This is a genomic window from Faecalicatena contorta (assembly GCF_022835095.1).
Classification (GTDB): Bacteria; Bacillota; Clostridia; order Lachnospirales; family Lachnospiraceae; genus Faecalicatena; species Faecalicatena contorta.
The window spans coordinates 1,661,773-1,687,887 of sequence record NZ_BQNQ01000001.1; the positions used below are offsets into that span (position 1 = coordinate 1,661,773).

25 protein-coding genes and 3 pseudogenes are annotated in these 26,115 nt (G+C 48.1%); 27 read left to right on the forward strand and 1 reads right to left on the reverse strand.

What is annotated here, in order from left to right; translation table 11 throughout:
- Positions 1–18: 18 nt before the first annotated feature.
- The 7 genes and pseudogenes from MWG26_RS07305 (at position 19) to MWG26_RS07335 (ending at position 8,258) form a co-directional block, all read left to right on the forward strand.
- Positions 19–1,053 (forward strand): sugar ABC transporter substrate-binding protein, encoded by a 1,035-nt coding sequence (locus MWG26_RS07305; RefSeq protein WP_025655365.1) that lies wholly within the window; start codon positions 19–21, stop codon positions 1,051–1,053.
- 83 nt (positions 1,054–1,136) lie between these two features.
- The gene (locus tag MWG26_RS07310; protein ID WP_025655366.1) at positions 1,137–2,639 is read left to right on the forward strand and encodes a sugar ABC transporter ATP-binding protein; all 1,503 of its coding nucleotides are present in this window, start codon (positions 1,137–1,139) and stop codon (positions 2,637–2,639) included.
- Between the two features lie 209 nt (positions 2,640–2,848).
- Positions 2,849–3,648, forward strand: a pseudogene (locus MWG26_RS07315) (ABC transporter permease).
- 14 nt (positions 3,649–3,662) lie between these two features.
- Positions 3,663–4,280, forward strand: coding sequence for a KpsF/GutQ family sugar-phosphate isomerase (locus tag MWG26_RS07320; RefSeq protein WP_025655367.1), 618 nt, complete (start codon positions 3,663–3,665; stop codon positions 4,278–4,280).
- Positions 4,277–5,368, forward strand: coding sequence for an alcohol dehydrogenase catalytic domain-containing protein (locus MWG26_RS07325; RefSeq protein ID WP_025655368.1), 1,092 nt, complete (start codon positions 4,277–4,279; stop codon positions 5,366–5,368). Before MWG26_RS07320 ends, MWG26_RS07325 begins: the two co-directional genes overlap by 4 nt.
- Before the next feature lie 19 nt (positions 5,369–5,387).
- Positions 5,388–6,707: an NAD(P)H-dependent oxidoreductase gene (locus MWG26_RS07330; RefSeq protein WP_025655369.1), complete on the forward strand. Its 1,320-nt coding sequence runs from the start codon at positions 5,388–5,390 to the stop codon at positions 6,705–6,707.
- Positions 6,708–6,740: 33 nt separating this feature from the next.
- A complete protein-coding gene (locus MWG26_RS07335) occupies positions 6,741–8,258 on the forward strand; it encodes an FGGY-family carbohydrate kinase (protein ID WP_025655370.1) in 1,518 nt (505 codons plus the stop codon).
- Positions 8,259–8,520: 262 nt separating this feature from the next.
- On the opposite strand, the gene MWG26_RS07340 is transcribed toward MWG26_RS07335, so the two are convergent.
- A complete protein-coding gene (locus MWG26_RS07340) occupies positions 8,521–8,880 on the reverse strand; it encodes a metal-dependent transcriptional regulator (RefSeq protein WP_117440737.1) in 360 nt (119 codons plus the stop codon).
- A 388-nt stretch (positions 8,881–9,268) separates the two neighbouring features.
- Here MWG26_RS07340 and MWG26_RS07345 point away from each other — a divergent pair, with 388 nt between their 5' ends.
- From MWG26_RS07345 to MWG26_RS07440, 20 genes and pseudogenes are all read left to right on the forward strand, one after another.
- The gene (locus tag MWG26_RS07345; RefSeq protein ID WP_025655372.1) at positions 9,269–9,484 is read left to right on the forward strand and encodes a FeoA family protein; all 216 of its coding nucleotides are present in this window, start codon (positions 9,269–9,271) and stop codon (positions 9,482–9,484) included.
- A gap of 20 nt (positions 9,485–9,504) precedes the next feature.
- Complete coding sequence (locus MWG26_RS07350) at positions 9,505–9,726, forward strand: FeoA family protein (RefSeq protein ID WP_025655373.1); 222 nt, start codon at positions 9,505–9,507, stop codon at positions 9,724–9,726.
- 194 nt (positions 9,727–9,920) lie between these two features.
- Positions 9,921–12,104 (forward strand): ferrous iron transport protein B, encoded by a 2,184-nt coding sequence (gene feoB, locus MWG26_RS07355; protein WP_117440719.1) that lies wholly within the window; start codon positions 9,921–9,923, stop codon positions 12,102–12,104.
- 56 nt (positions 12,105–12,160) lie between these two features.
- Positions 12,161–12,301 carry a FeoB-associated Cys-rich membrane protein gene (locus tag MWG26_RS07360; protein ID WP_044926618.1) on the forward strand — a complete coding sequence of 47 codons (141 nt, stop codon included), beginning with the start codon at positions 12,161–12,163 and terminating at the stop codon, positions 12,299–12,301.
- Positions 12,240–12,506 (forward strand): annotated as a pseudogene (locus tag MWG26_RS07365) (transcriptional repressor); the annotation flags it as partial. The gene MWG26_RS07360 and the pseudogene MWG26_RS07365, both read left to right, overlap by 62 nt.
- A gap of 178 nt (positions 12,507–12,684) precedes the next feature.
- Positions 12,685–13,086: a YbaN family protein gene (locus MWG26_RS07370; protein WP_025655375.1), complete on the forward strand. Its 402-nt coding sequence runs from the start codon at positions 12,685–12,687 to the stop codon at positions 13,084–13,086.
- A complete protein-coding gene (locus MWG26_RS07375; RefSeq protein WP_025655376.1) occupies positions 13,079–13,429 on the forward strand; it encodes a nitrous oxide-stimulated promoter family protein in 351 nt (116 codons plus the stop codon). The genes MWG26_RS07370 and MWG26_RS07375 overlap by 8 nt, the downstream gene beginning before the upstream one ends.
- Complete coding sequence (locus MWG26_RS07380; RefSeq protein WP_025655377.1) at positions 13,426–13,629, forward strand: hypothetical protein; 204 nt, start codon at positions 13,426–13,428, stop codon at positions 13,627–13,629. Before MWG26_RS07375 ends, MWG26_RS07380 begins: the two co-directional genes overlap by 4 nt.
- Positions 13,619–15,339 (forward strand): annotated as a pseudogene (locus MWG26_RS07385) (ABC transporter ATP-binding protein/permease). Before MWG26_RS07380 ends, MWG26_RS07385 begins: the two are co-directional and overlap by 11 nt.
- On the forward strand, positions 15,339–17,000 hold the full coding sequence (cydC, locus tag MWG26_RS07390; protein ID WP_025655379.1) for a thiol reductant ABC exporter subunit CydC: 1,662 nt from the start codon (positions 15,339–15,341) through the stop codon (positions 16,998–17,000). Before MWG26_RS07385 ends, cydC begins: the two are co-directional and overlap by 1 nt.
- Positions 17,001–17,236: 236 nt before the next feature.
- Positions 17,237–17,521 (forward strand): DUF6110 family protein, encoded by a 285-nt coding sequence (locus MWG26_RS07395; protein WP_025655380.1) that lies wholly within the window; start codon positions 17,237–17,239, stop codon positions 17,519–17,521.
- Positions 17,522–17,636: 115 nt separating this feature from the next.
- Positions 17,637–19,718, forward strand: a complete 2,082-nt coding sequence (locus tag MWG26_RS07400) for a heavy metal translocating P-type ATPase (RefSeq protein ID WP_025655381.1) — start codon at positions 17,637–17,639, stop codon at positions 19,716–19,718.
- Positions 19,719–20,069: 351 nt separating this feature from the next.
- Positions 20,070–20,357, forward strand: a complete 288-nt coding sequence (locus MWG26_RS07405; RefSeq protein ID WP_025655382.1) for a DUF2325 domain-containing protein — start codon at positions 20,070–20,072, stop codon at positions 20,355–20,357.
- Positions 20,358–20,986: 629 nt separating this feature from the next.
- Positions 20,987–21,859: an SIR2 family NAD-dependent protein deacylase gene (locus MWG26_RS07410; RefSeq protein ID WP_044926620.1), complete on the forward strand. Its 873-nt coding sequence runs from the start codon at positions 20,987–20,989 to the stop codon at positions 21,857–21,859.
- Positions 21,834–22,649 carry a protein-ADP-ribose hydrolase gene (locus MWG26_RS07415; RefSeq protein ID WP_240285658.1) on the forward strand — a complete coding sequence of 272 codons (816 nt, stop codon included), beginning with the start codon at positions 21,834–21,836 and terminating at the stop codon, positions 22,647–22,649. Before MWG26_RS07410 ends, MWG26_RS07415 begins: the two co-directional genes overlap by 26 nt.
- Before the next feature lie 274 nt (positions 22,650–22,923).
- Positions 22,924–23,289 carry a DUF2089 domain-containing protein gene (locus MWG26_RS07420; RefSeq protein WP_025655385.1) on the forward strand — a complete coding sequence of 122 codons (366 nt, stop codon included), beginning with the start codon at positions 22,924–22,926 and terminating at the stop codon, positions 23,287–23,289.
- Between the two features lie 87 nt (positions 23,290–23,376).
- Entirely contained in the window at positions 23,377–23,760 is a 384-nt protein-coding gene (locus MWG26_RS07425) for an SHOCT-like domain-containing protein (RefSeq protein ID WP_025655386.1), read from the forward strand.
- A gap of 22 nt (positions 23,761–23,782) precedes the next feature.
- Positions 23,783–24,046, forward strand: a complete 264-nt coding sequence (locus tag MWG26_RS07430) for a hypothetical protein (RefSeq protein ID WP_025655387.1) — start codon at positions 23,783–23,785, stop codon at positions 24,044–24,046.
- Between the two features lie 302 nt (positions 24,047–24,348).
- Positions 24,349–25,071, forward strand: coding sequence for a phosphatase PAP2 family protein (locus MWG26_RS07435; protein ID WP_117440718.1), 723 nt, complete (start codon positions 24,349–24,351; stop codon positions 25,069–25,071).
- Positions 25,061–26,095, forward strand: a complete 1,035-nt coding sequence (locus MWG26_RS07440; protein ID WP_025655389.1) for a lysylphosphatidylglycerol synthase transmembrane domain-containing protein — start codon at positions 25,061–25,063, stop codon at positions 26,093–26,095. The genes MWG26_RS07435 and MWG26_RS07440 overlap by 11 nt, the downstream gene beginning before the upstream one ends.
- Positions 26,096–26,115: the final 20 nt, after the last annotated feature.

Consider the following 26,115-nt stretch of genomic DNA (forward strand, 5'->3'; position numbering starts at 1 on the left):
GGATGGAGGAGAAAAGGTATGAAGAAAAGAATATTAGCATTCGTATTATCAGGTTTCATGGTTTTATCAATGGCGGCGTGCGGCAATCAGGAATCCGGGGAACCAAAAGAAGCGGAGCAGTCTACAGAAGAGGAGCAATCAGCAAAAAAAGCGGATGCAGGTGAAAAAAAGGACGGCTACACAATTGGCTGTGTCATCATTAATGATGCAAATACACACTGTATAGCTTTCGCGGACAAATTTAAGGAGATTGTGGAGGCGAAAGGGGATACAGCTATTGTATTGGCGGCAAATGATGATTCCGAAACGCTGCTTCAATGTATTGATGATCTCATGGCAGCAGGTGTTGACGGGATTGTCATGGAGTCACCCAACGCAACGGCGCCGGTAGAGGCATTGAGAGAGGCGGCTGAAAAGGGCGTTGTGATATCCGCGGCGGACGTATTGCTTGATATTGAGGAGAACGAGGGCGTTCTTGTGTCGCAGACTGTGTCTGATAATTACGGGGCGGGCGTACTCTGTGCAGAGGACTTTATCAAGAGGCTGGACGGCAAAGAGGGAACAGTCTGCCACATGATCTATGAGGAAAATGAAGCTGTTACGACTCGTGTGCAGGGATTCCTTGATACGATTGCGGAGCATGATAATATTACGGTGCTGGAAGGAACGCAGCCCACACCTGTCACACAGGAAGCCGAGATGGCGGTTGCGGAGTCCTGGGCCGCGAAATATGATGAGATTTCCTGCGTATTTGGCGGCGGCGGACCGATCTCGATCGCATTTATGCGCGGGCTTGAATCCGCAGGAGTCGACTGCGGTCCGGACGGGGGCTGCCTGATCTATGGTGTGGACGGTTCGCAGGATGAGTACGCATGTATTGTTGACGGCGACTACACCGGAACGGCGCGTCAGCAGCCGGATGAACTGGCCAGAATTGCCACGGAGGATGTTTATACGGTTTTAGGCGGCGGCGAGATTGACCATGACTGGCTGACCTACGTAGATGTGATTTATGTAGATGCTTCTAACGTGGATGAATACTACGAAAAATAGGCAGTAGACGAAGAGCGCACAGGTATGCATGTACTTCGTGCGCTTTTCCTTTGCTATCGGAAAGAAGGTGAAGGAAGGGACTTATGGAAGAACTCATTTTAAGAATGAAGGATATTACCAAATCCTTTCCCGGGGTAAAAGCGCTGAAAGGAGTCAGCATGGAACTCCGAAAGGGCGAAATCCACGCGCTGCTGGGAGAGAATGGAGCGGGCAAGTCTACTTTGATTAAGTGCTTGGGGGGAATTTACCCCATAGACAGCGGAAGTATTGAACTTGACGGAAGGAAAGTAGATATCAGGACGCCGGGGGAATCGATGAAGCTGGGAATCAGTGTGATCCATCAGGAATTGGTACTGGCAGAACAGCTTACGGTGGCCGACAACGTGTTCATGGGTATGGAACCTGCAAACAGAGCGGGATTTATCGATAAGAAAAAAATATACGGCCAGTGTGAAGAGATTTTACGCTCACTGAATGCAAGCTTTCATGCGTATAACCGGGTATTTACACTGAGTACGGCCCAAAAACAGATGCTGGAGATTGCCAAGGCGGTCCACAAGCAGGCACGCATTTTGGTCATGGACGAACCAACTGCCTCTGTGTCACAAAAAGAGGTTGATAAAATCTTCGATCTGATCAGAGAACTCAAAGGGCGGGGGATTACGATCGTCTATATTTCCCACCGCATGGATGAAATCTTTCAGATTGCCGACCGGATTACAGTACTCAGGGACGGCAGCAATGTGGCAACGGCAGAAGCAAAGGACATTACACAGGATGAGCTTGTACAGATGATGGTAGGGTACAGCCTGGAGCAGTATTTTGCCAGAAGCCGCCGAGACATCGGGGATGTGGTCATGAAAGGGGAAGGGATCACCCGGAGAGACGGCAAAGTAAAGGATGTCAGCTTTGAGCTGCGAAAAGGCGAGATTATCGGATTTGCGGGGCTTGTAGGTTCGGGGCGGACGGAACTGGCGAGGATGCTTGCTGGGATTGATCCAATCGGCAGGGGAACGCTGGAACTGTCCGGACGGCGGGTGTCGTTTAAAAATACCAGGCAGGCACTGGATGCAGGAATCTGCCTGGTGCCTGAAGACAGAAAGCATGAAGGGCTGATTCTTCGCAATCATGTGCGGTTTAACCTGAGTATCGGAATTCTGCCGCAGTTTATCCGGTGGGGATATCTGGGAGTAAACCGGAAGAAGGAGGAAGAGATTGCGCAGAAATATATAGAGAAACTGGCAATCAAAGTTTCGGGACAACAGCAGCTTGCCATTAACCTTTCAGGCGGAAACCAACAGAAAATCGTGCTCGGGAAATGGCTGGCCGCATCGAAGGATATCCTTATTTTGGACGAACCCACGAGAGGGATTGACGTGGGGGCAAAGGCAGAGATTTATGCGCTGATGGATGAGCTTACAAGCCAGGGCAAAAGCATCATAATGGTCTCATCCGAACTGCCCGAGGTGCTCAATATGAGTGATCAGATCTATGTCATGCGGGAAGGGTGTGTCTGTAAGGTGTACCGGGACCGGAACAGTTTTGACCAGAAGGAGATCTTAAGCTATATGCTGGGTCTGCAGTAAATGGAGGGAATGTCATGAAAGAAATTGAAAAATCACCCGGCAGCAGGAAGGTGAACGTGGTGGATGTCTTGAAGGTGAATGGCGGAGTACTGGCCGCCTTTGTATTGATTTTTGTGATAAGCTCAGTTGTAAATCCCCGATTCTGCACCGTCGGCAATATGATGACTATTCTGCGGACAAATGCCTGTACTGCACTGTGTGCCTTTGGGATGACCTATGTCATCCTTACAGGGAATATTGATTTATCCGTAGGTTCATTTATGACTTTATGTGGGTGTCTCACCAGCATTCTGATCGCCCAGAAGGGAATACATACATTCGCCGCAATTGGGCTGGCCCTGGTGGTGTCACTGCTATTTGGAGCGCTGAACGGGGCTCTGATTACGAAGATGAGAATACCGGCTTTTATCGCGACGCTGGCTACGATGAATGTGCTGCGGGGGGCATGTTATGTGATGACAAACGGGAAGCCGGTCGTTTTTTCTAAGGGATTGTTTACAAGTATTGGAGGAGGCTACATAGGGATCTTTCCCCTGCCGGCTGTTTACATGGTGATTGCATTCGCGGTACTCTGGGTCGTGCTCAATCAGACCAAGTTCGGGAGGCGCATTTATGCGGTCGGGGGAAATCTGGTTGCGGCACGGTATTCGGGTGTCAATACGGACCCACAATCATTGTTGTATACATGATTTCAGGATTTATGTCAGCGTGCTCCGGAATTCTTTTAATCTCAAGGCTTGGTTCCGGACAGCCGACAATTGGGGAGGGCGCCGAACTGGATGCAATTGCGTCCTGCGTAGTCGGCGGTGTCTCCATGACCGGCGGAAGCGGCACTCTGTTTGGCACATTGGTCGGGTGCCTGATGATGGGTGTTATAAGCAATATTTTGAATCTGGTAGGTGTGAATTCTTATATACAGCTGATTGTAAAAGGCGTCATTATCGTTTTATCCGTATATATAGACATCTTACGGATGAGCCTTGCTACTAGTACATCAAAGAAAATTTAGCAGGAGGCGGTTATATGAATGAACAGGAGATTCTTAAGGAAATAGACAGGAGCATCGGCATGGAGGCGGATGCACTGCGGAAATTATGTGAGCTTCCTGACCGTGAGGGAATCTTACTGACGGTACAGGCGATCAGGGAGTGCAAAGGTAAGATTATTCTGTCAGGCTGCGGAACATCGGCCATGGCGGCAAAGAAAATTGTCCACTCCTTAAACTGTGTGGAACGGCCGGCTTTGTTTTTGACGCCCTCGGATGCGGTGCATGGAGGACTTGGGGCTGTGCAGAAAGAAGATCTGGTAATCCTGATCAGCAAAGGGGGAAATACGCAGGAACTGGTCCGGCTGATACCAGCCTGTAAGAAAAAAGGAGCATCCCTCATCAGTGTCTCGGAAAATCCGGAATCGATATTAGCGCGGGAAGCAGATATCTATATGCAGATCAAAGTTGAACGGGAACCATGCCGTTTCAATATGCTGGCAACAGCAAGCACACTGGCGGTAATCTCCATGTTTGACGCGATCTGTATCACAATAATGCAGCTGACAGGTTACACAAAAGAACAGTTTGCGGTCATCCATCCCGGCGGTGCCGTGGGGGAAAGGCTGCTGGGAAAGGCAGAGGATGTGATATGAAAGGAAATATGAAAGCGGCAGTATTTAAGGATGTGGAGCGGATCGACATGGAGGTAATGCCGATTCCCAGCTGTCCGCCGGATGGGATTCTGATTCGGATCTGCGCCTGCGGAATATGCGGGAGCGATGTGCGGAATTACCACAATGGGCTGAAAGACGGTATCCAAAATCAAATCATGGGGCATGAGATCGCAGGCGAGATCGTGGAAGCCGGGGAAAAGGCCATTTTATTCCGCCCCGGAGAGCGTGTGGCGTTGGCCCCGGATGTGAGCTGCGGACACTGCTGGTATTGCAAAAGAGGGCTGGTGAATCTCTGTGAACACCATAAGATGCTTGGAACCCACTATCCAGGGGGATATGCTCAATACATAGCCCTTCCGGGAGAAGTGCTCCAAAGGGGATTTGTAGAACGGATACCACAAAATATGAGCTATGAACATGCAGCTTTTGCAGAGACCTGCTCTGCGGTTCTCGCATGCCAGGAGCGGAACCAGGTGTCGATGGGGGAAACGGTGGTCATTATAGGGGATGGCCCAGTGGGCTGTCTGCACTGTGAAGTGGCACGCTCCAGAGGCGCGTCCAGGATTATCATGGTAGGAAGAGATAAACTGGAGATGGCGGCGGCCTTTGGGCCGGACTTTCTTTTGGATGGAGCAAGGCCAGTGAAAGAACTGGTTCATGAAGTGCGTGCATGCACAGACGGAATCGGAGCGGATATTGTAATCTGCGCAGTGCCTACGGCTGCGGTACAGCAGGAAGCGCTTGAAATGGTGCGTAAGCGGGGCAGGATTGTCATCTATGGAGGCGTATCGAAAACCGGGGAGATGAGCAGCCTGAATTCCAACTTAATTCATTACGGGGAAATCACAGTAACCGGGGCTTTTTCCTATCCGGCTACAGGTCTGGCTGACGCGCTGTCCGCGCTGGCAGACGGGCATATCCATGCAGAAAAATATATTAACGCAAGGGTTCCGCTGGATGATGTGGTGAAAGGAATGGAGATGATCAGCCGGGGAAAGGCGCTGAAGGTGATGATAGATCCGTGGCTGGAAACAGAGGCAAGCCAGCCGGACAGACAGACCCGGTAGATATAGAAAGGAGAGGAATATGTACGAAATAGACAGCAAGCTGCTGGAACTGGAAGCAAAAGGGACTCCTATCCGCGTAAGCCTGATTGGCTGCGGCCAGATGGGGAAGGATATTGTGGCACAGATCAGCAAAATGAAGGGGATTGAGTGTGACATTGTGGTAGATGTCGATCCCGCGATTGCGGTGGACGGGTATCAACAGGCTGGGTATCCGGCTGGGGATATTGTGGTGGCAGACAACCTGGAGGCTGCCGAGGAGGCAGTTTCGGCAGGGAAAAAAGTTGCATCTTCTAATTATCGGCTGGCAGTTGCGGCAAGCCGGACGCAGGTGGTGATCGATGCTACAGGGTCTCCTGAAATGGGAGCGAGAGTGACGATGGAATGCATTTTCCACAAAAGGCATATCGTGATGATGAACGTAGAATGTGATGTAACGGTTGGTCCGATCCTGAGAAAACTCTGTGATCAGGCAGGCATTGTGTATTCGCTGACGGCTGGTGATGAACCAGGGTCTATCTGTGAAGTATACCGGTTTGCGAGAGCTCTGGGGTTTCAAGTCGTTGCGGCCGGGAAAGGGAAGAACAACCCACTGGATATTTATGCAAATCCGGGAATGAAAGAGTGGGCGGACAAAGCGGCTGCCCGGCAGATGGCTCCGCGGATGCTTATCGAATTTGTTGATGGCTCGAAGACGATGATTGAAATGTGTGCGGTATCCAATGCAACGGGGCTGGTGCCCGACGTACGGGGCATGCACGGTGCAAAATGTAATGTCAAAGATCTTACGCAGGTTTTCAGCCTGAAAAGCCAGGGCGGGATTCTAGAGAAAGAGGGTGTGGTAGACTTTGCAATAGGAGATATCGCCCCCGGAATTTTTGTTGTCGTTACGACAGATAACCAGAGGATTATTGATGGGCTTGTTCAGAGAGACATGGGGAACGGGCCAAACTATCTGCTGTACCGTCCCTATCATTTATGTTCGATAGAAACACCGATCACAGCGGTGCAGGAGGCGGTATATGGAGAGTCCACGGGTCAGCCTATGGATCACCTGACCAGTGAATGTATTACCATCGCAAAGAAAGATCTGAAGGCGGGAGAAGTTCTGGATGCGATTGGAGAGTACTGCTACCGTGCCAGCATTGAATTGGCAGACGTGGCAAGAATAGGGAACATGCTTCCCGTAGGTCTGGCAAAAGGGGCTCGGATGAAAGTGGATGTGCGTAAGGATGAAGTGATTACCTATGATATGGTTGAACTGAACGAAGATTCGGTACTGCTTCAGCTTCGGCGGATGCAGGATCAGCTTCTTTGCGCCGCCGCCATGCAGGCTCAATAGAAATCATATACGGATATATTAGGAGGAAATGTTGTGGGCGAAGCATATCTAATAGGACTGGATGTTGGAACAACAGGATGCAAGGCTGTGGTCTTTGACCAGGACGGCCGGCAATTCGGGCGCGGTTACAGAGAATATGCTGTGATTTCGAAAGAACCGCTCCAGGCCGAGCAGGATCCGGAACAGGTATTTTCCCTTCTGACGGAATGTATGCAGGAGGCGGTAGAGCGTGCAGGAATCAGCCGCGCAGAGGCAATGAGCCTGAGTGTGCAGGGGGATGCGGTTATTCCTGTGGACAGGTTCTTTCAAGTCCTGCATCCTGCTGTTTTAGGGATGGACTACAGGCCGCGGAAACAATGTGAATGGTATCGGGAAAATTACGATGCCTGGCAGCTGTATCAGGAAACGGGGCAGCCGCTTCATCCGATCAATATGATGGCAAAAATCATGTGGTTTCTGGATGAAAGGCCGGAAGTCGCGGAAAAGACATGGCGGTTTATTACTTATGAAGAGTTTATCTTTCAGAGACTGGGCGGGGAGCCTGTGCTGGATCATACGATGGCCAGCCGCTCGATGGGATATAGCTTAGCGGAAGAAAAATGGTCCCAACGGCTGTTGCGGAATATGGGGATTTCGGAAGAGTTGCTATCTCCGGTCTGTAAATCGGGAGACAGCATTGGAAGACTATCCAGTGACCTGTCCGGACAGATTGGCCTGAAGAACTCCCCACTGCTGGTTGCGGGCGGGCACGATCAGCCGGTTTGCGCCGTCGGGGCCGGGGTGACCGAAGACTGGATGGGGTTAGACACTACCGGAACAGCAGAAGTCTTTTCAGTTACCTATCCCGAAAAGATTTTGACTCCAAATATGCATGATAGTTTTTACTCCTGCTATGATCATGTAGTTCCGGGACAGTATTTTACCTTCGCGCATATGCAGGTTGGCGGTATTTTACAGCAGTGGTACCGGGATCAGTTCGGATACCGGGAGTGGGAGGAAGCGAAACAGCTGAATCTTGACTACTACGACTATGCGCAGAGCAAATGTCCCGCAGGCCCGTCCCCGGTTCTGGTCCTGCCGCATTTTAACGGCAGCGGCACACCTTTATGCGATATGGAAAGTAAAGGGGCAATTGTGGGCTTAACGCTTTCAACTACCAGGCATGACATTCTAAAGGGAATTCTGGACAGCCTATGCTACGAATTAAGGTTTAACATGGATACAATGGAAAAAGCCGGGATCCGGATCAGGAAGCTGAGGGCAGCAGGCGGGGGCGCACGTTCACCTTTGTGGCTCCAGACAAAGTCGGATGTAACGGGGCAGGTGATTGAGACATTGGAATGCAAAGAAGCCGGATGCCTGGGAAGTGCGGTACTGGCGGCGGCTGGAGCTGGGATTTATGATACAGTCAGACAGGCTGCGGAGAAGATGGTAAGAACTGATAAAAGTTATTCTCCTTGTCTGGAACAGGCGAAAAAATATGAGGAACAATATCGGCGGTATCAAATGCTTTATGAGGGGGTAAGTAGGCTATATCATGCGGGAGTATGAAGGGGGGCGCTTACCGTGAGCCGGGACGGTAAGCTAGGTTCATCCAGCCAGCAGGTAAGAGCATTTACCCGGTTGGGGCATAGGGCGGGGCAGCAGATGTTGGCTGGCTGTGCGTAATTGTGTATCTTCTTCTAAAGTTCTTGTCAAGAAATTTATGGAAGAAGTGACGGCGGATGCCATTTTATAAATAAAAACAGACAGGGCACATGTGCTTCATAGGAATATGTGCCCTGTCTGTTTTTATCTATCCAGCCGGTTTCCATTAATGGATGTGCTGTTTAATCGCATCAAAACTTTCTTTACTTATCACATGCTCAATCTTACATGCATCGTCGGCCGCTGTATTCTGGTCCACTCCCAGGCGCATAAGCCATGCGGTCAGAAGTTCGTGTCTTTCATAGATCATTTCGGCAATTTCCCTACCAGTTTCCGTCAGGGTAATAAATCCTTCCTTTGACACCGTGATGTGCTCATTTTCCCGAAGATGCTTCATTGCAACGCTGACACTGGATTTCTTAAATCCCAGTTTTTCAGCTATATCTATAGAACGCACCGCTGGTTGTGCTTTGCTCAGGATCAGGATGGTTTCCAGATAGTTTTCAGCGGATTCATTTGTTTTCATAGGCATTTAATTTACCTCCGTATTTTTGTAAATAATCTTTGGATATTGGATATATGTTAACATATTTCACTGTACAGGGCAATCAGATTCTGAGGTTATCGTTTTAATTCTTTGGGCCGGGAGATAGTTATGAGCTTTAGGCTCGTTGGCGGATGGCGACGCGAATGACGAAGTGAATCGGGAACCTGGAGGGGCAATGTCTGCTGGTGAAATGTCCTGACACTTCGCTTCGCGTCTCCTCATCCGCGCCGAGATAAAAAATTGCCACAAATATTGAACTTAATGATAATTTTTATCAATAAACTGCTTGACAAATACTGGAAGTTAGATTATACTAACCTTGTAAATGAAAAGGATTATCATTAATTTAAGAGAAAGAAGATGAATTGTGATGCCATTGACAATGATGAGAGAAGGCGAACCAAACGTGATCCGAAAAGTCGGAGGTAAGGAAGAGACCAGAAGATTTCTGGAGAATCTTGGTTTTGTTGCCGGAGGGACTGTTACAGTTGTTTCGGTAATCGGAGGAAATATGATTGTAAATGTGAAAGAATCCAGGGTTGCCATTGGCAGGGATATGGCGAACAAAATCATGGTCGGCTAAAGGGAAGGAGAAATAACGCAATGAAAACATTAAAGGAAATTCCGTGTGGGGAGACAGCCAGAGTGAAAAAACTGACTGGTGAAGGCCCGGTGAAGAGACGTATCATGGATATGGGGATAACAAAAGGTGTAGATGTTTTTGTGAGAAAGGTAGCGCCTCTGGGCGACCCCGTGGAGATTACCGTCAGAGGATATGAGTTGTCTGTGCGCAAGGCAGATGCGGAAATGATTTTGGTGGAATAGATTACAGCGGACATTTCTGCATCATTTTTTTATCTGTGAGTTAGTGAAGACTAATTGAATGCAGGCTTGAAGGATAAAAAATACCCAAGGGGTACCCTGTAATTCATGCCCTGCGGGAGGAATCGCAGTAAACTGCGATATAAGGTATACGATGTGTTAATTAGCTTGAATTGTTGTCAGGAGGAAAGGGTAAAATGGCTATTAAAATTGCTTTGGCAGGAAATCCAAACTGCGGAAAAACGACATTGTTCAACGCTCTGACCGGTTCCAATCAGTTTGTAGGGAACTGGCCGGGGGTTACGGTTGAGAAAAAAGAAGGAAAACTAAAAGGGAATAAGGATGTTATCATCATGGACCTTCCGGGTATCTACTCCCTCTCACCGTACACACTGGAGGAAGTCGTTGCAAGAAATTATCTTATCAATGAAAAACCGGATGCAATATTGAATATTGTAGACGGTACAAATATCGAGAGAAACCTCTATCTGTCCACACAGCTCATGGAACTGGGAATACCGGTTGTCATGGCGGTAAACATGATGGATGTAGTCGAAAAGAGCGGAGACAAGATACATATTGATAAGCTGAGCAAAAAACTGGGCTGCGAAGTTGTTGAAATCTCAGCGCTGAAGGGGAATGGAGTTACAAAGGCTGCAGAGAGGACTGTGAAGATTGCAAAGAGCAGAAATGCAGCGCTGCCGGTTCACAAATTTACACCGGAGGTAGAAGATATACTGAATCTGGTGGAGAACAAAATAGGCAGCGGCGTTCCGGAGGAGCAGAAGAGGTTTTTCGCGATCAAACTTCTGGAGAAGGATGACAAGATTTCTTCCCAGATGAAGTTTGTACCCGATGTTAAGGAAGAGATCGATGCCATAGAAAAAGAGATGGATGATGATACCGAGAGTATTATTACAAATGAAAGATATGTTTATATTTCTTCTATTATAGATGAGTGCTATACTAAGAGCAGCAGAGGAAAAATGACGGTTTCCGACAAGATCGACAGAATTGTTACAAACCGGTTTTTGGCGCTTCCGATCTTTGCGGTTGTCATGTTTGTTGTCTACTATGTGTCGGTCACAACGGTGGGCACCTGGGCTACGGACTGGGCAAATGATGGATTGTTCGGCGACGGATGGAGCCTGTTCGGGCTGGAAGTCCCCGGCATCCCGGTTCTGATTGAATCCGGACTGAATGCGATCGGCTGTGCGGCATGGCTGCAGGGGCTGATCCTGGATGGTATTGTAGCCGGTGTCGGTGCAGTGCTTGGATTCGTACCGCAGATGCTTGTACTGTTTATCTTCCTTGCTTTCCTGGAGGCATGCGGATATATGGCCAGAGTTGCATTTATCATGGACAGAATCTTCCGCAAATTCGGACTTTCCGGAAAATCATTTATCCCAATGCTTATAGGCAGCGGGTGCGGCGTACCTGGAATTATGGCATCCCGTACGATTGAGAATGACAGAGACCGCAAGATGACGATTATGACTACGACCTTTATTCCATGCGGTGCGAAACTGCCGATCGTGGCACTGATCGCAGGCGCTTTGTTCGGCGGAGCCTGGTGGGTAGCGCCAAGCGCTTACTTCGTAGGAATTGCTGCGGTCATCTGTTCCGGGATTATTTTAAAGAAAACAAAAATGTTTGCAGGCGATCCGGCTCCGTTTGTTATGGAACTTCCGGCATATCATCTGCCAACCGTGGGAAATGTACTCCGCAGCATGTGGGAACGCGGCTGGTCCTTTATTAAAAAAGCAGGAACAATCATCCTGCTCTCCACGATCCTGGTATGGTTTACTTCTTACTTCGGATGGATCGATGGGCAGTTCAGAATGCTGGAGGATATAGAACTGGATCACAGTATCCTGGCGGCAGTTGGCAACGGAATCGCTTGGATATTCACTCCGCTTGGATGGGGGGACTGGAGATCAGCGGTTGCAGCAATCACAGGCCTGGTAGCAAAGGAAAATGTAGTCGGTACATTCGGCATTCTATATGGCTTCGCGGAAGTCGCAGAGGAAGGCAACGAAATATGGGGATCACTTGCAGGAAGCATGACTGCAGTTGCAGCCTATTCCTTCCTCGTATTCAACCTTCTGTGTGCACCATGCTTTGCGGCAATGGGCGCGATTAAGAGAGAAATGAACAACGCAAAATGGTTCTGGTTTGCAGTAGGGTATCAGACACTGCTCGCGTATGTAGTTGCACTTTGTGTATATCAGATCGGAACATTTATCACAGTGGGAACCTTCGGCGTTGGAGTTGTTGTGGCAATTATACTTGTAATTGGATTTGTTTATCTGTTAGTAAGGCCATATAAAGAGAGTAAAACGTTAAAAGTTAATACAAAGAATCTGGCAAGAGCCAAGTAGCAAAGAATTCAGGAACCGGTATGCAGCCGGTTCCTGCAGGAAAGGAGGCAGCTTCTATGGGAACACTTCTGGCGGGAGCTATCGTAGCAGGTGCGGTTGCACTTGTAATACGCGGCATGATACGGGATAAAAAGAATGGCAAATCTATTCAGTGCGGCGGTGACTGTAAACATTGCGGAGGTCATTGTGGAAAGTAAAGAATTGATCATTGAGAAACTAAAAGAGAACGGATGCAGAATTACGAAGCAGCGTCTCGTGTTAATCGATATCATTCTGGAAAATGAATGTCAGAGCTGCAAGGAAATTTATTATAAAGCTGCCCAGATCGACCATAAGATTGGCGTGGCGACGGTATACAGAATGGTGAACGCCCTGGAAGAAATCGGGGCAATTAACCGGAAGCTGGTACTCACTCTCTAAGCTAAGACAGGAGAAAAGATACGGCTGCCTGCATACATGAATAAGACGCTTCTGCCTCTGCGGTATTATTATATAAAGCATAGCGCTTAATGAGAGATACTCCCACTAAGCGCTTTTAAATTGGGATAAAAAGGAAAGGTATGATCAAAAAGAGGTGAATATGAAAAAGATTATCAATGGTATATTTATTGCACTGGGATTTTTGTTTGTCGGACTGGGGGTCGTGGGGATTATTCTTCCGCTTCTTCCGGCCACTCCATTTCTGATACTGGCGGCGGTCTGCTTTGCCAGGGGTTCGGAAAAGTTTCACAGATGGTTTCTGGGAACGGCAATGTACCAGAAATATGTAGAGCCTGCCGTAAACAAAAAAGAGATGGAGAGGGCGGCAAAGAAAAAAGCGCTCGGCACACTGTGCCTGATCTTTACAATCAGCTTTCTGATCGTGCCTGTATGGCAGGCAAAAGCGGTAATTCTTGCGGTCGCTCTGTTCCACATCTATTATTTTACATTTAAAATCAAGACGGCAAAGGGCGAGAACAGGGAGATCGCAGTAAATGAATAATAAGACAGATGTTGAGAAAAAGCGGAGACGGGAGATGGAGACGCTGGATACCATGATCTCCATTTACTGTCGGGGAAATCATCATACAAAAGACGAACTGTGTCCCGCATGCGGAAGGCTGAGGGAATATGCACTGTCTCGGACAGAAAAATGTCCGTTTATGGAGACTAAGACGTTCTGCAGCGCCTGTACGGTGCACTGTTATGCACCAAAGATGCAGGAAAAGATCCATCTGGTTATGCGGTATGCGGGACCCAGAATGCTGCTGGTACACCCGGTACTGGCGGTTCGCCATGTGATGGTTACAATGAAAGAAAAGCGAAAGGGAGCGGCACATAAATGAAAAAGTATGGAGAGGTTTTGTTTTATATTGTAACAGTGATTATGGTTCTTTCCGGATTTTTTATCCATCCCCTGGGAGGCGTGATAGCGGTGAAAATCTTACATAAGATGTCAGGGCTTGTATTCTGTATCTTCCTGATCGGTCATATCACGCGTTATGGGAGAAGAATCAGAAAGGGGAAAAGAGCACATGTTTCATAAACGGTTATTAAAAGAGTTTCGGGATAATCGAAAATATGTCGCCGGCATGGTAGCCACACAGTGGGGCATCCTGCTTGCGAATGTAATTCTTATGCTGGCAGCGGCTGATTTTATAGGTGAAATGAGGGCGGCCAGCCTGGAGACTGCCAGAATTCTGAGGATTCTATTGATTCTGGCAGCAGTGCTTCTGGTCAGGGGGAGCATGAATTCTCTGAACAGCAGGTTTTCGTTTCGGGCTTCCACGGAAGTCAAGCGCCGCCTCCGGGAGAAAGTTTATGCAAAGCTAATGGAACTGGGCGGCAGGTACAGAGATACGGTTGCAACCTCTGAGGCAGTCCAGATCAGTACGGAAGGCGTGGATCAGCTGGAGATCTATTTTGGGAAGTATGTGCCGCAATTCTTTTACAGCCTGCTGGCCCCGCTGACCCTGTTCGTGATTGTGGGGACTATGAACATGAAAGTGGCAGCTGTCCTGCTACTTTGTGTGCCGCTGATTCCACTTTCCATCGTGGCAGTGCAAAAATTTGCAAAAAAAATGCTGAACCGCTACTGGGGGACATACACGGAACTGGGGGATTCTTTTCTGGAAAACCTCCAGGGGCTGACTACCCTGAAGATCTATCAGGCGGATGCCAGATATGCCAGAAAAATGGATGAGGAAGCAGAAAAGTTCAGGAAGATCACCATGCGCGTGCTGATTATGCAGCTGAATTCGATCAGTGTTATGGATCTGGTCGCATACGGGGGCACCGCAGCGGGAATCATTCTGGGCATTCTGGAATTTGGAAAAGGAAGGATCAGCCTGGAGGAGTGTTTCTTCATGATCATGATTTCGGCAGAGTTTTTCCTGCCCCTGCGCCTTCTGGGATCTTTTTTCCACATAGCCATGAACGGAAACGCAGCGGCAGATAAGATTTTCCGGCTTCTGGATGCACCTGTGCCGCAGAAGGGGACAGTCTGTCAGACAGAAGGAAATGAGGTCTGCTTTCAGGATGTATCCTTTGGCTACGATGAGGAAAAGCAGGTGCTAAAGGACGTCAGTTTTAAAGTGCCTCAGAAGGGATTCACAGCGCTGGCAGGCGAATCCGGATGCGGAAAGAGCACCATCGCATCTCTGCTGATGCAGGATCACGTGACATATAAGGGAGATATAACCGTCGGCGGCGTCAGCATCCGAGATCTGGCTGAGGAGACGCTTTACAGCAAGATTACCAGGATCCGGCATGACAGTTATCTGTTCAAGGGCACCGTCATGGAGAACCTGCGGATGGGCAGGGAAGACGCATCGGAGGCAGAGATGCTGGATGTGCTCAGACAGGTCGACCTGTATGAAACTGTGATGGAAAAAGGCGGACTTTCTATGCAGCTGGATGAGAAGGCATCGAATCTGTCCGGCGGCCAGAAACAGCGCCTCGCTCTGGCGCGCGCCATACTGCACGACAGCGATATCTATATTTTTGATGAAGCGACGTCCAACATTGATGCAGAAAGCGAGAACCAGATCATGAAGTTGAGGGGACGAAAACAGTATTTTTAATTTCCCACAGGCTGGCAAATGTGGCTGGCGCTGACCAGATTCTGATGATCAGGGGTGGCCGGATTGCGGAGCAGGGCACCCATGCAGAGCTGATGAAAATGCAGGGAGACTATGCAAGGCTTTATACAGGCCAGAAAGAACTGGAAAAATATACAGGAGAGGGGGCGGCATAATGGGACATAAAGAAGAAAAAACAAGGAGTTCATTCCGGGTGATGGCCGGGCTGATCGGGATGGTAAAACCGCTTTTGGGCCTTATGGCGCTGGCGGTCCTTATGGGATGCGTAGGAAATCTCGCCGCCACATTCCTGACCGTTTTTGGTGGATACGGCCTGATGTCCGCGGCGGGGCTTTACGATGGGCAACCATTTTATATGATCGCAGCCGCATTGATTATATTCGCTGTATTCAGAGGAATTCTGCGCTATGCGGAGCAGTCATGCAATCATTACATCGCCTTTAAACTGCTGGCTAGAATCCGCCATAAGGTTTTTGCATCCCTTAGAAGGCTGGCGCCGGCGAAACTGGACGGTACTGGGAAGGGAAACTTGATTTCTATTATTACCAGCGATATTGAACTGCTGGAGGTGTTTTATGCCCATACCATCTCACCGGCTGCCATTGCGGTGATTACATCGGTCTTCATGACCATATTCATCGGGCTGCAGCATCCTGCCGCAGGCGCGCTTGCTCTCGTGTCCTATGTGGCAGTGGGGGGAGTAATCCCCCTGCTAAACGGGAAAAAAGGAAAAGAAAGCGGACAGAAGTACCGGGATTCTTTTGGTGAGCTGAACACTGCCGTGCTGGATAATCTTTACGGATTGGAAGAGCTGCTGCAGTATGGACAGACCGGGAAGCGCATGGAGAAGATGGCGGAGCAGACAGAAGAACTGGAAAAGACCAGTAACGGGCTGAAAAAAGATGAAAACGTGCAGCGGATTTCCACAGATACGGTGATTCTTGCCGCCGGGATTCTGATGCTGGTTCTCTGCGGCGTTCTTAACCGCGGAGGCGAAATGGAGTTTCACCAGGGTGTAACAGCAGTCATTGCTATGATGAGTTCCTTTGGTCCTACGGCGGCACTTTCTGCGTTGTCAAATAACCTGAACCATACACTTGCAAGCGGAAACCGCGTTCTCAATATCCTGGAGGAGAAGCCTGCCGTAGAAGATGTGATAGCCGGCGCAGAGTTGGAAGAAGGCGCCGTTGGCTGCCGTGATATCAGTTTCCGGTATCAGGAGGAGCAGGATGGCGTGCTGGAGAACTTTAACGCTGATTTTGAACCTGGAAAAATCCATGGAATATTCGGAAAAAGCGGTTGCGGGAAGTCTACCCTGCTGAAGCTGATGATGCGCTTTTACGAGACGGATCAGGGGAAGATCACCTATGGAACTGAAAACGTGAACAACATCCGGACGGATTCCCTGCGCTGCGGCATGTCCTATGTGACACAGGAAACATTTCTGTTTCACGATACGATTGAAAATAATATCAAGATTGCGGATGAGAATGCCACCAGGCAGGAAGTGGAGGAGGCGGCAAAGAAGGCGTCCATCCATGAATTTATCATGTCGCTGCCCCATGGGTATGACAGCAGGCTGACAGAGCTTGGAGACTGTATATCCGGCGGGGAAAAGCAGCGGATCGGGATTGCCAGGGCTTTTCTTCATAAAAGCCGGATGATACTGCTGGATGAACCGACCAGCAACATTGACAGCCTGAATGAAGGCATCATACTGAAAAGCCTGAAAAAAGAGAAAGAAGGGAAAACAATTCTGCTTGTTTCTCATAGAAAATCTACAATGGGGATTGCTGACAAAGTAGTGCAGATGTAGGAAATGATAAAATTTCTCAACAACGATGGTTAGCTTTGACTAGCCGGAAAATCCGTTGTTATGATGGTTAAGAAGGCAGGGACAGGCGTTTTTCAGATAGGAGTGGTGGAAAAATGAAACAGCATAAATTTTGGGCGTGGGCCGCGGTCTTTTGTTTTGCGATGGTGTTCTATACCGGATACAAGCATAAGTAAATAACCTATTAAAACAAATATAGTACAAGGAGGAACATAAGAATGGATATTTTTAAACTAAAGAGAATCGGTATTTTTGCAGGAGGTGTTTTATTTGGTACGGCAGGAGTAAAAGTGCTTTCAAGCAAAGATGCAAAAAAGGTTTACACAAACTGTACGGCAGCCGTACTGCGCGCAAAGGAATGTGCTATGAAGACTGCTACGACGGTACAGGAGAATGCAGAGGATATTCTGGCAGAGGCAAAACAGATCAATGAAGAACGTGCGGAAAAAGACGCAGTGCAGACGGAAGAGATGTCTTCAGATGAAGCTTCAGCCGAGGCATAGGGAACTCTGTTAGTAAAAATAGGTGAGGCGAAGACGGGGCTGGGCAGATGCGACAGCCCCGTTTTACTGCAATGCCGAGGGGAGAACACTCTGGAAATATATGGGAGGTGTTACATTGAGATTTATAATTAAACACGAAATAAAAGGCCGGATGCGCATACACGTCCTGCAGGACAGGATGACTTATCAGGAGGCAGATACTCTCCAATACTATCTAAGCAGCCTTCCCCAAGTGCTGGAGGCGAAAGTATACGAACGGACGGCCGATGCGTCTGTCCAGTTCGAGGGCGATAGGGATGGACTGGTGATTCTTCTGAAGAAGTATCATTATGAAGCGGTGGAGGTCCCGGAAGGGCTGATTGAAAATTCAGGCAGGCAGCTCAATGCAGAATATCAGGAGCGGCTGATTCAGAAAATCATTTTACGGTATGGAAGCAAATTTCTTATCCCATATCCTGTCCGGAATGTCTGCATTGTTCTGAAGTCTCTCAAATATCTGTGGAAGGGCCTTAGATGTCTGATGAAAGGCCGGCTGGAGGTACCCGTCCTGGATGCCGCTGCAATAGGAGTATCCGTGCTGCGGGGAGATATGGAGACCGCAGGTTCTGTGATGTTCCTGCTGGGGATCGGAGAAGTGCTGGAAGAGTGGACGCACAAGAAATCCGTCGGTGACCTTGCCAGAAGTATGTCGCTGAATATAAAAAAGGTCTGGCTGCATGCAGACGGCCATGAGGTGTTAACGGATGCCTCCAGGATAGTTCCGGGAGACCAGGTGGTTGTACATATGGGGAATGTCATACCGTTTGACGGCATTGTTGCGGAAGGGGAAGCGTTCGTAAATCAGGCTTCTCTCACCGGTGAGGCTCTCCCTGTGCGTAAGGAAACAGGAGGATACGTGTACGCAGGTACGGTACTGGAGGAAGGCGAGCTCATCGTTCAGGTCAAAAAGACAAAGGGTACAACCCGCTTTGAAAAGATCGTATCCATGATCGAGGAGTCAGAAAAATTAAAATCAACGGTGGAAGGGAAAGCGGAGCATCTGGCAGACAGACTGGTTCCCTATACACTTGCAGGAACAGGGCTGGTATGGCTGTTTACAAGAAATATAACGAAGGCGCTGTGTGTGCTGATGGTGGACTTTTCCTGTGCCTTAAAACTGGCAATGCCCATTGCTGTTTTATCTGCCATCCGGGAGGCAAACCAGTACCAGATTACTGTGAAGGGCGGAAAGTATCTGGAAGCCGTGGCAGAAGCGGAGACAATCGTATTTGATAAGACGGGGACGCTTACGAAGGCAAAGCCGACGGTAAAAAAGGTCATTACCTTCGGAGAAGGGGACGCGGAAGACATGCTTAGAATCGCGGCATGCCTGGAAGAGCATTTTCCGCATTCTATGGCCAAAGCGGTGGTGAAAGCCGCCAAAGTAAAAGGACTTGTTCATGAAGAGATGCATGCAAAAGTAGATTATATCGTGGCGCATGGTATTTCCTCCTCCATTGACGGTAAAAAAGTTATAATCGGAAGCCATCATTTTGTATTTGATGATGAAAATTGTACGGTACGGGAGGGATATAAAGAGAAGTTCAGCAGTCTCCCCACAGAATATTCCCATCTTTATCTTGCCATTGAGCAGAGGCTTGCCGCAGTCATATGCATAGAGGATCCGCTGAGAGAGGAGGCAGCAGAAGTAATAGCATGCCTCAGAGATGCCGGATTCAAAAAAATAGTTATGATGACCGGTGACAGCGAGCGCACAGCGGCAGCTATTGCAGAAAAAGTGGGTGTGGATGAGTATTATTCCGAGGTTCTGCCGGAAGATAAGGCAAAATTTATTGAAAAAGAAAAAGCGGCCGGCCGGAAAGTGATCATGACGGGGGACGGTATCAACGACTCTCCGGCGCTATCAGCCGCTGACGTTGGAATTGCCATCAGCGAAGGTGCTGAGATAGCGAGGGAAATAGCCGATATCACAATCGCTGCAGAGAATCTGCGGGAAATAGTAAAACTGAAGCATTTAAGCGATGCACTCATGAACCGTATCCATACAAATTACCGTTTTATCGTTGGATTCAACACTTCGCTGATTATACTGGGGATAGCGGGAGTTCTTATGCCTGCCGCATCCGCGCTGCTTCACAATGCATCTACGCTGACAATCAGCCTAAAAAGTATGCAGAATCTTGTAGAAGAAGAGTAATAAATATATAGAAACATAGGTTCTTTGAGGATTGAGTGCGGACAGATTCTACCGCTTGATCCTCAGAGCTTTTTATACATTATTCTGCAGCTAGGCTGCAGACCCGCCCGCAGGGCATGCATTACGGGGTGCCCTTTGGGTATACGAAACTCCGCAATAAACTGCATATACGGGTATTTGAAAGTGTTTGAGATGCATTATTGAGAAAAAATATCACTAAATGTTATTGCTATTTTGAGTGAGAATGGTTATCATATACATAAGTTAGTTAAAACTAACTAGGTATAAACAACGAGAAATACGGACTGGAAAACAAAAGCATTACGCAGGAAATCAATTAAGGAGGATTTTATGAGTATAGTAATAATTGGAGGACATGACCGTATGGTAGGTCAGTATAAAAAAATCTGTAAACAGTTCCACTGTAAAGCAAAAGTATTTACCCAGATGTCTGCGGCACTGGGGAAGCAGATTGGCAGCCCGGATCTGATCGTGCTGTTTACGAATACTGTATCCCATAAAATGGTAAAATGTGCTGTGGAGGAGGCCGGAAGATGCAATGCGGATGTAATCAGATGCCACACAAGCAGTAAGAATGCACTCGAAGAAATATTGGGGGGCGTCTGTGGCAACGCATAATCACTAAGTGCAGTTTATATGAAGATGGCGTTTGGATTATTGAAGTCCGGACGCTTTTACTTTGCAGTGATATCCGGCAGCCAGAGGAAGATAAGATTGTGTTTTCCATTCAGGGCTAATATAATTAATCCTGTTAATATGAACAAAGTATAGAGAAAAGAGCTGAGAGAAACGTAGAAGAAGGAGGGCTTACATTGCCATTTCCGATCTGCCTTGGCTGAGTTCTTCTGGTGCCCGTCGGTTTATCCCTTCTTTCTGAAAGGGTTCAACTTAGATTTAAGGCTCAAGTCTCTGTAAATGAATGTGAAATCAAGGCTGAAATCTATTTTGGGGGATTTCAGCCCTGGCTCTTTTTACATACCTTGTGCTGCAGTTTTACTTCAGTCACGTCCGCAAGGCATGTGTTACGGGGCCTCGTGCATACTTAGTATCTTGAAAGTGCGTAGTTTACATGTTTGGATAAAAGGGATAAAATCATACTGTAATCAGGAGCGGCAGAATAAAAAGGGCTGGGAAGATGTAACCTTGGGAAATTCGCGGGCGGAGAGGCCGGATACCTGCCGGGAAAGTTAAGGAGGTGCGAGCTGGAGCGTGAACGGAGAAGTTACGATCATGCAGATCAGACGGATATCACACATGGCGTAAAAAAGCTGAGACTGGCAGCAGACAGTGCAGATGCAGTTGTTATTGGCGGAGGAGCAGGCTTGTCTGCGGCGGCGGGGTATGAATACGGAGGCAGCAGATTTCAGAAGTATTTTGGGGATTTTATTGCACGGTATCATTTTCGGGACATGTATACAGGTGGATTTTATCCTTTTGAATCCTTGGAGGAGCACTGGGCATACTGGAGCAGGTATGTTTTCATCAACCGGTACCACGATGCACCCAAGCCGGTTTACCGGGAGCTGTACGATATTGTGAAAGACAGGGATTATTTTGTGATCACTACGAATGTGGATCATTGTTTTCAGCGGGCAGGTTTTGATGAGGAGAGGATCTTTTATACACAGGGGGATTTCGGGCAATGGCAGTGTTCCGTACCGTGCTGTGGGAAGATATATCAAAACGAACGGCAGATCAGGGCAATGTTCGAAAGGCAGGAGGAGATGAGAATTCCCTCTGAACTAGTCCCCTATTGTCCCGAGTGCGGTGCTCCGATGACCATGAACCTGAGAGTGGATGATACATTCGTGGAAGGCAGGGGATGGCAGCAGGCTGGAAAACGATACGAGGAATTTTTGGAGAAACATAAGAAGGATCAGGTTTTGCTTTTGGAGCTGGGATGCGGCATGAATACTCCTGGTATTATCAAATTTCCGTTCTGGAAGCTGACGGCCAGGTATGAACGTTTTACTTATGCGTGTGTGAATAAAGGCGGGGCATGGGCTCCGGATGAAATCACGGGACGTTCCATATGCCTGGATGCGGATATAGCGGATGTGGCTGCGGAAATGAGTGGAAAAGGAGGATTGGGATATGAAACAAGCAAATATGACTCATGAGGAACAGCGTATTTTTTTGATTGAGATGCTGCTGGCGGAGATGCCGCAGTATCGTACAGCAGTTCCACCTGATGAAGAAGGGCAGAAACGGCTGTTAAGAAGCCTCATGAATGTGAGGCCGGTATGGCCCGCGAACCGTCGTTTTCTGGAGGTACAAGATGAATACCTGCGCAGGGAGGCAGAGCAGAAAGGTGTGGTGGACAGTGAGAAACTGCCGGCTATATCCTGGAATGAAAGGCTCGTTCTCTGGCAGGGAGATATTACGGCGCTGAAAGTGGACGGGATTGTGAATGCGGCGAACAGCGCCCTGTTGGGCTGTTTTGTACCGTGCCATTCCTGTGTGGATAATATCATTCACAGCGTCAGCGGAATCCAACCGCGCCTTAAATGTAATGAGATCATGGTAAAGCAGGGATTTGAAGAACCAATAGGCCAGGCAAAACTAACCCCGGGGTATAATCTTCCGTCCCAATATGTGCTGCATACGGTGGGGCCTATCGTATCAGGGCCGCTGTCAGAGGTACACTGCCGGCAGCTGAGGGAATGCTACCGGAACTGTCTGGAGCTGGCATCACAAAACCAGCTGAAGAGCATTGCCTTTTGCTGCATTTCAACAGGAGAATTTCATTTTCCGGGGGAGAAGGCTGCAGAGATTGCCGTTCGGACGGTGACTGACTTTCTGGAGAGGGATGTTCAGATTGAAAGAGTCATCTTTAACGTTTATAAGAACGAGGACTATGAGATATATAGAAGTATCCTGGATACCGGCCCGCAGGGCAGACAGAATTGAGACATATAACAAGCCGCAGCATGGATGATAGATCATTTATGCTGCGGCCTTTTTCATTAGACGGGAAGGGCTTTCAGGCTTGACAGTATATCATGGATTTTTCGGAAGCGGTACACACCGGAGTGCTTGTCTTCTATGATGGTAAGACAGGACAGTAAGTATAAAAATAAAACAAAATGATTGATATAATTAATATAAAAATTAAAATAATTAATATTTGTATTGAAAATAATAAAAAATAGTGATATATTATTAAAAGAAAGGAAGTGGATATATGAAAAAGGTCATCAGCCAGTGCCCGGTCTGTGACGGGGAACTCAGTGTTGTGCGTCTGAAGTGTGCCAAGTGCGGGACAGTGATAGAAAATGATTTTACACTCAGCAAGTTTGACTACTTGTCGGCCGAGGAACTGCATTTTACCGAGACATTTATCAAGTGCCGGGGAAACATCAAAGAAGTGGAAAAGGAACTGGGAATCTCTTATCCCACTGTGAGGGCGAAGCTGGACGGCGTCATTCAAAGGCTTGGGTTCGAGAAGGATGCGGCCCAGGACGAGGAGATGCTCCTGCGGGAGGCTGTCCTTAAAGCATTGGAGCAGGGCGAGATCACCGCGGAGGAAGCGATCCGCAAGCTGAAGTAAGTAATAATAAAAAGCAGGCAGGGGGGAGCGTTAATAGAAACTCTGCAGACAGAATTCATGATAATAAACAAAAAATTGGAGGTCATTATGGACGAGAGATTAAGAATTTTAAAAATGGTGGAAGATAGTACGATAACCGCGGAGCAGGCGGCAGAGCTTATGAAAGCGATGGGAGTAGAGGCGGAGCAGACGACAGCTGTTGCGCACAGAAGCTACGACAAGAAGATGTTCCGCATCATTGTGGACAGTACCGGAGGAGACAAAGTAAATATCCAGTTCCCTGTTGGCGCAGTCAAGAAGGTGCTCAAGGCAACCGGAAAGCTTCCGCTGCCGGAACAGGAACTGCAGGGGATGGATTTATCCGCCATTATGGAGGCAGTTTCTGAGTGCCTGGACGAAGAGGTGGAAGGTGATTTTGTGAATGTCAGTGCGGCAGACGGCACTACAGTCAGAATCTATGTGGACAAATAGCAGGTAAGCGAGGATATGTGGCATGATGGTAGTAGTCAGATCAAAAGATGTAAATCTTAGAATTCCGGTTCCCATGGGGATGGCGTCACTTGCGGTAAAAGTTATACCGGAAGCTGCTTTCCGGCAGATGCGCAGGGATGTGCCCCCGCCCTATGATGTATTGATTACCAGACAGGTCCTTGTGATGCTGCTGGACGAATGCATGGATATACTGAAGGAAAATAAGGGACTCGAAGTAGTACATGTGGAGGCAGCAGACGGAACCTTTGTTTCTATTAAGCTGTAGGATTTTGTAGATATGAAGTGGAACAGAGACGCTTTACCGTTACTATGCATAGCCCATTGGCCGTGCATAGTAACGGTTTACCGCCCGAAGTATATGATCCTGGGGGATTGTACACTTCGGGCGGTATTTTTCGGCTGAAGATCATTATAAAAACGTCTCTGGTTATGCCACACCTCTAATATGGAAGATTTTCCAGAATTCTTAAAAATTTATTAGGATTTATGAAAGAAACGGAGAGAAGAGGTGCAACTTTCAAAAAGTCTGTTATAATAGCAATAGACTGAAGAGAAAGGGAGACTGTTATGGGGAGAATATCCGGAAAAAGAAAACCGGTTGTACCACAATATGCGGTGTTCCCGCTGCTATCCTGTGTGATCCTGAACTTTATTGTTTATACCGGCACGGATTTGCTGGCGGGATCATGGAAACATTATGACTTAACGCTTCCCTTAGACCGGGCGGTTCCTGTTATTCCGGGATTTGTTACCGTCTATCTGGGGTGCTATGTGTTCTGGATTGTGAACTATATATTAATTGCACGGCAGGGGGAAGATCACTGCATCCGGTTTGTGACAGCGGATATGCTCTCCAGGCTGGTATGCGCATTTTTCTATCTTGTGCTTCCCACAACCAATGTCAGGCCGGTGCTGTCTGGCAGCGGGATCTGGGAGACGGTTCTGGGAATGGTGTACGGGGTGGATGACCCGACCAGGCTGTTCCCTTCCATCCACTGCCTTGTGAGCTGGTTCTGCTATATCGGTATCCGGGGGCGAAAGAATGTGCCGAAGGCATACAGAGCCTTTTCCTGCCTGTTTGCGCTGCTGGTTTGTGCATCCACGCAATTTACAAAACAGCATTACATAGTAGATGTGATCGGAGGGATCCTGCTGGCTGAAGGAATGTACCGGCTGGCATTCCACACACAGCTGTACCGTTTTCCAAAAAGGGTATTTGACATGCTGGAGAGAAAATACTTTCGCAGGCGGGAGATGTCTGCGGGAAAGCAGGTGGGCTGTGACGAGTAAAAAGAAAAAGATTGTGAATATCGTCTTTCTCCTGGTCGTATTTGCATTGACTATCTATAGTGTATTTAAAGGGGAGGACCTCCGGGCCGTGATTAAGGCCATCCTGCAGGTAAATCCATGGTATCTTCTTCCGGGAATTCTGGGAGTGGTAGTTTTTATCTGGGGAGAGTCCATCATCATCCATTATATGTTCGGAACTCTGGGGATCCGGGAGAAAAAGCGGACCTGCTTTTTATATTCCTGCGTTGGGTTCTTCTTCAGCGCCATTACCCCGTCGGCCAGCGGCGGGCAGCCGATGCAGATATATTACATGCGGAAGAATAAAATTCCGGTTCCGGTCTCGACATTGGTGCTGATGATTGTTACAATTACATATAAGCTGGTATTAGTGGCTGTTGGTTTGTTTGTCGCCTTTTTCCAAAGGGGATTTGTACATAAATATCTGGAAGGAATTCTGCCGGTATTCTACCTGGGGGTAGGGTTGAATGTGGCGTGCTGCATAGCTATGTCAATTCTGGCATTCCATCCGGCTCTGGCAAAGGGAATTATGATGTGGTGCCTGAAAATACTGGAGCGTATCCATATCATGAAGCACAAGCCGGAGAGAACTCAGAAGCTGGAGAATTCCATGGATCAGTATAATGCGACGGCAGCCTATCTGCGCAGCCATGCCAGAGTTATGGTCAATGTCCTACTGATTACATTTTTTCAGCGATTCGCCCTGTTTTTTGTAACATGGTTTGTGTACAGGGCTTTTGGGCTTCACGGAGCGCATATATATGATGTTGTTATGCTCCAGGCAGTTGTTTCAGTATCGGTTGATATGCTGCCGCTTCCCGGAGGCATGGGAATCAGTGAGAATCTGTTTCTGATTATTTTCAAAGGGGTATTTGCAGCGGGTCTTCTCCTGCCTGGGATGGTACTAAGCCGCGGAATTGCGTACTATGTACAACTGCTGCTCAGCGCGGGAATGACACTGTTCGCGCATTTGACGATTGGACAAAAGGCAGCAGATAAAATATAAACAAAGGAAAAGAGAGAAAA

Bases quoted from the DNA above. Each gene is read 5' to 3' on its own strand.
- MWG26_RS07360 (WP_044926618.1), top strand. From the start codon at position 12,161: ATGGGAACACTTCTGGCGGGAGCTATCGTAGCAGGTGCGGTTGCACTT.
- MWG26_RS07435 (WP_117440718.1), top strand. From the start codon at position 24,349: ATGGGGAGAATATCCGGAAAAAGAAAACCGGTTGTACCACAATATGCG.
- MWG26_RS07320 (WP_025655367.1), top strand. From the start codon at position 3,663: ATGAATGAACAGGAGATTCTTAAGGAAATAGACAGGAGCATCGGCATG.
- MWG26_RS07395 (WP_025655380.1), top strand. From the start codon at position 17,237: ATGGATATTTTTAAACTAAAGAGAATCGGTATTTTTGCAGGAGGTGTT.
- cydC (WP_025655379.1), top strand. From the start codon at position 15,339: ATGGGACATAAAGAAGAAAAAACAAGGAGTTCATTCCGGGTGATGGCC.
- MWG26_RS07325 (WP_025655368.1), top strand. From the start codon at position 4,277: ATGAAAGGAAATATGAAAGCGGCAGTATTTAAGGATGTGGAGCGGATC.
- MWG26_RS07425 (WP_025655386.1), top strand. From the start codon at position 23,377: ATGGACGAGAGATTAAGAATTTTAAAAATGGTGGAAGATAGTACGATA.
- MWG26_RS07350 (WP_025655373.1), top strand. From the start codon at position 9,505: ATGAAAACATTAAAGGAAATTCCGTGTGGGGAGACAGCCAGAGTGAAA.
- MWG26_RS07375 (WP_025655376.1), top strand. From the start codon at position 13,079: ATGAATAATAAGACAGATGTTGAGAAAAAGCGGAGACGGGAGATGGAG.
- MWG26_RS07330 (WP_025655369.1), top strand. From the start codon at position 5,388: ATGTACGAAATAGACAGCAAGCTGCTGGAACTGGAAGCAAAAGGGACT.
- feoB (WP_117440719.1), top strand. From the start codon at position 9,921: ATGGCTATTAAAATTGCTTTGGCAGGAAATCCAAACTGCGGAAAAACG.
- MWG26_RS07420 (WP_025655385.1), top strand. From the start codon at position 22,924: ATGAAAAAGGTCATCAGCCAGTGCCCGGTCTGTGACGGGGAACTCAGT.
- MWG26_RS07430 (WP_025655387.1), top strand. From the start codon at position 23,783: ATGATGGTAGTAGTCAGATCAAAAGATGTAAATCTTAGAATTCCGGTT.
- MWG26_RS07380 (WP_025655377.1), top strand. From the start codon at position 13,426: ATGAAAAAGTATGGAGAGGTTTTGTTTTATATTGTAACAGTGATTATG.
- MWG26_RS07310 (WP_025655366.1), top strand. From the start codon at position 1,137: ATGGAAGAACTCATTTTAAGAATGAAGGATATTACCAAATCCTTTCCC.
- MWG26_RS07305 (WP_025655365.1), top strand. From the start codon at position 19: ATGAAGAAAAGAATATTAGCATTCGTATTATCAGGTTTCATGGTTTTA.
- MWG26_RS07405 (WP_025655382.1), top strand. From the start codon at position 20,070: ATGAGTATAGTAATAATTGGAGGACATGACCGTATGGTAGGTCAGTAT.
- MWG26_RS07370 (WP_025655375.1), top strand. From the start codon at position 12,685: ATGAAAAAGATTATCAATGGTATATTTATTGCACTGGGATTTTTGTTT.
- MWG26_RS07415 (WP_240285658.1), top strand. From the start codon at position 21,834: ATGAAACAAGCAAATATGACTCATGAGGAACAGCGTATTTTTTTGATT.
- MWG26_RS07340 (WP_117440737.1), bottom strand. From the start codon at position 8,880: ATGAAAACAAATGAATCCGCTGAAAACTATCTGGAAACCATCCTGATC.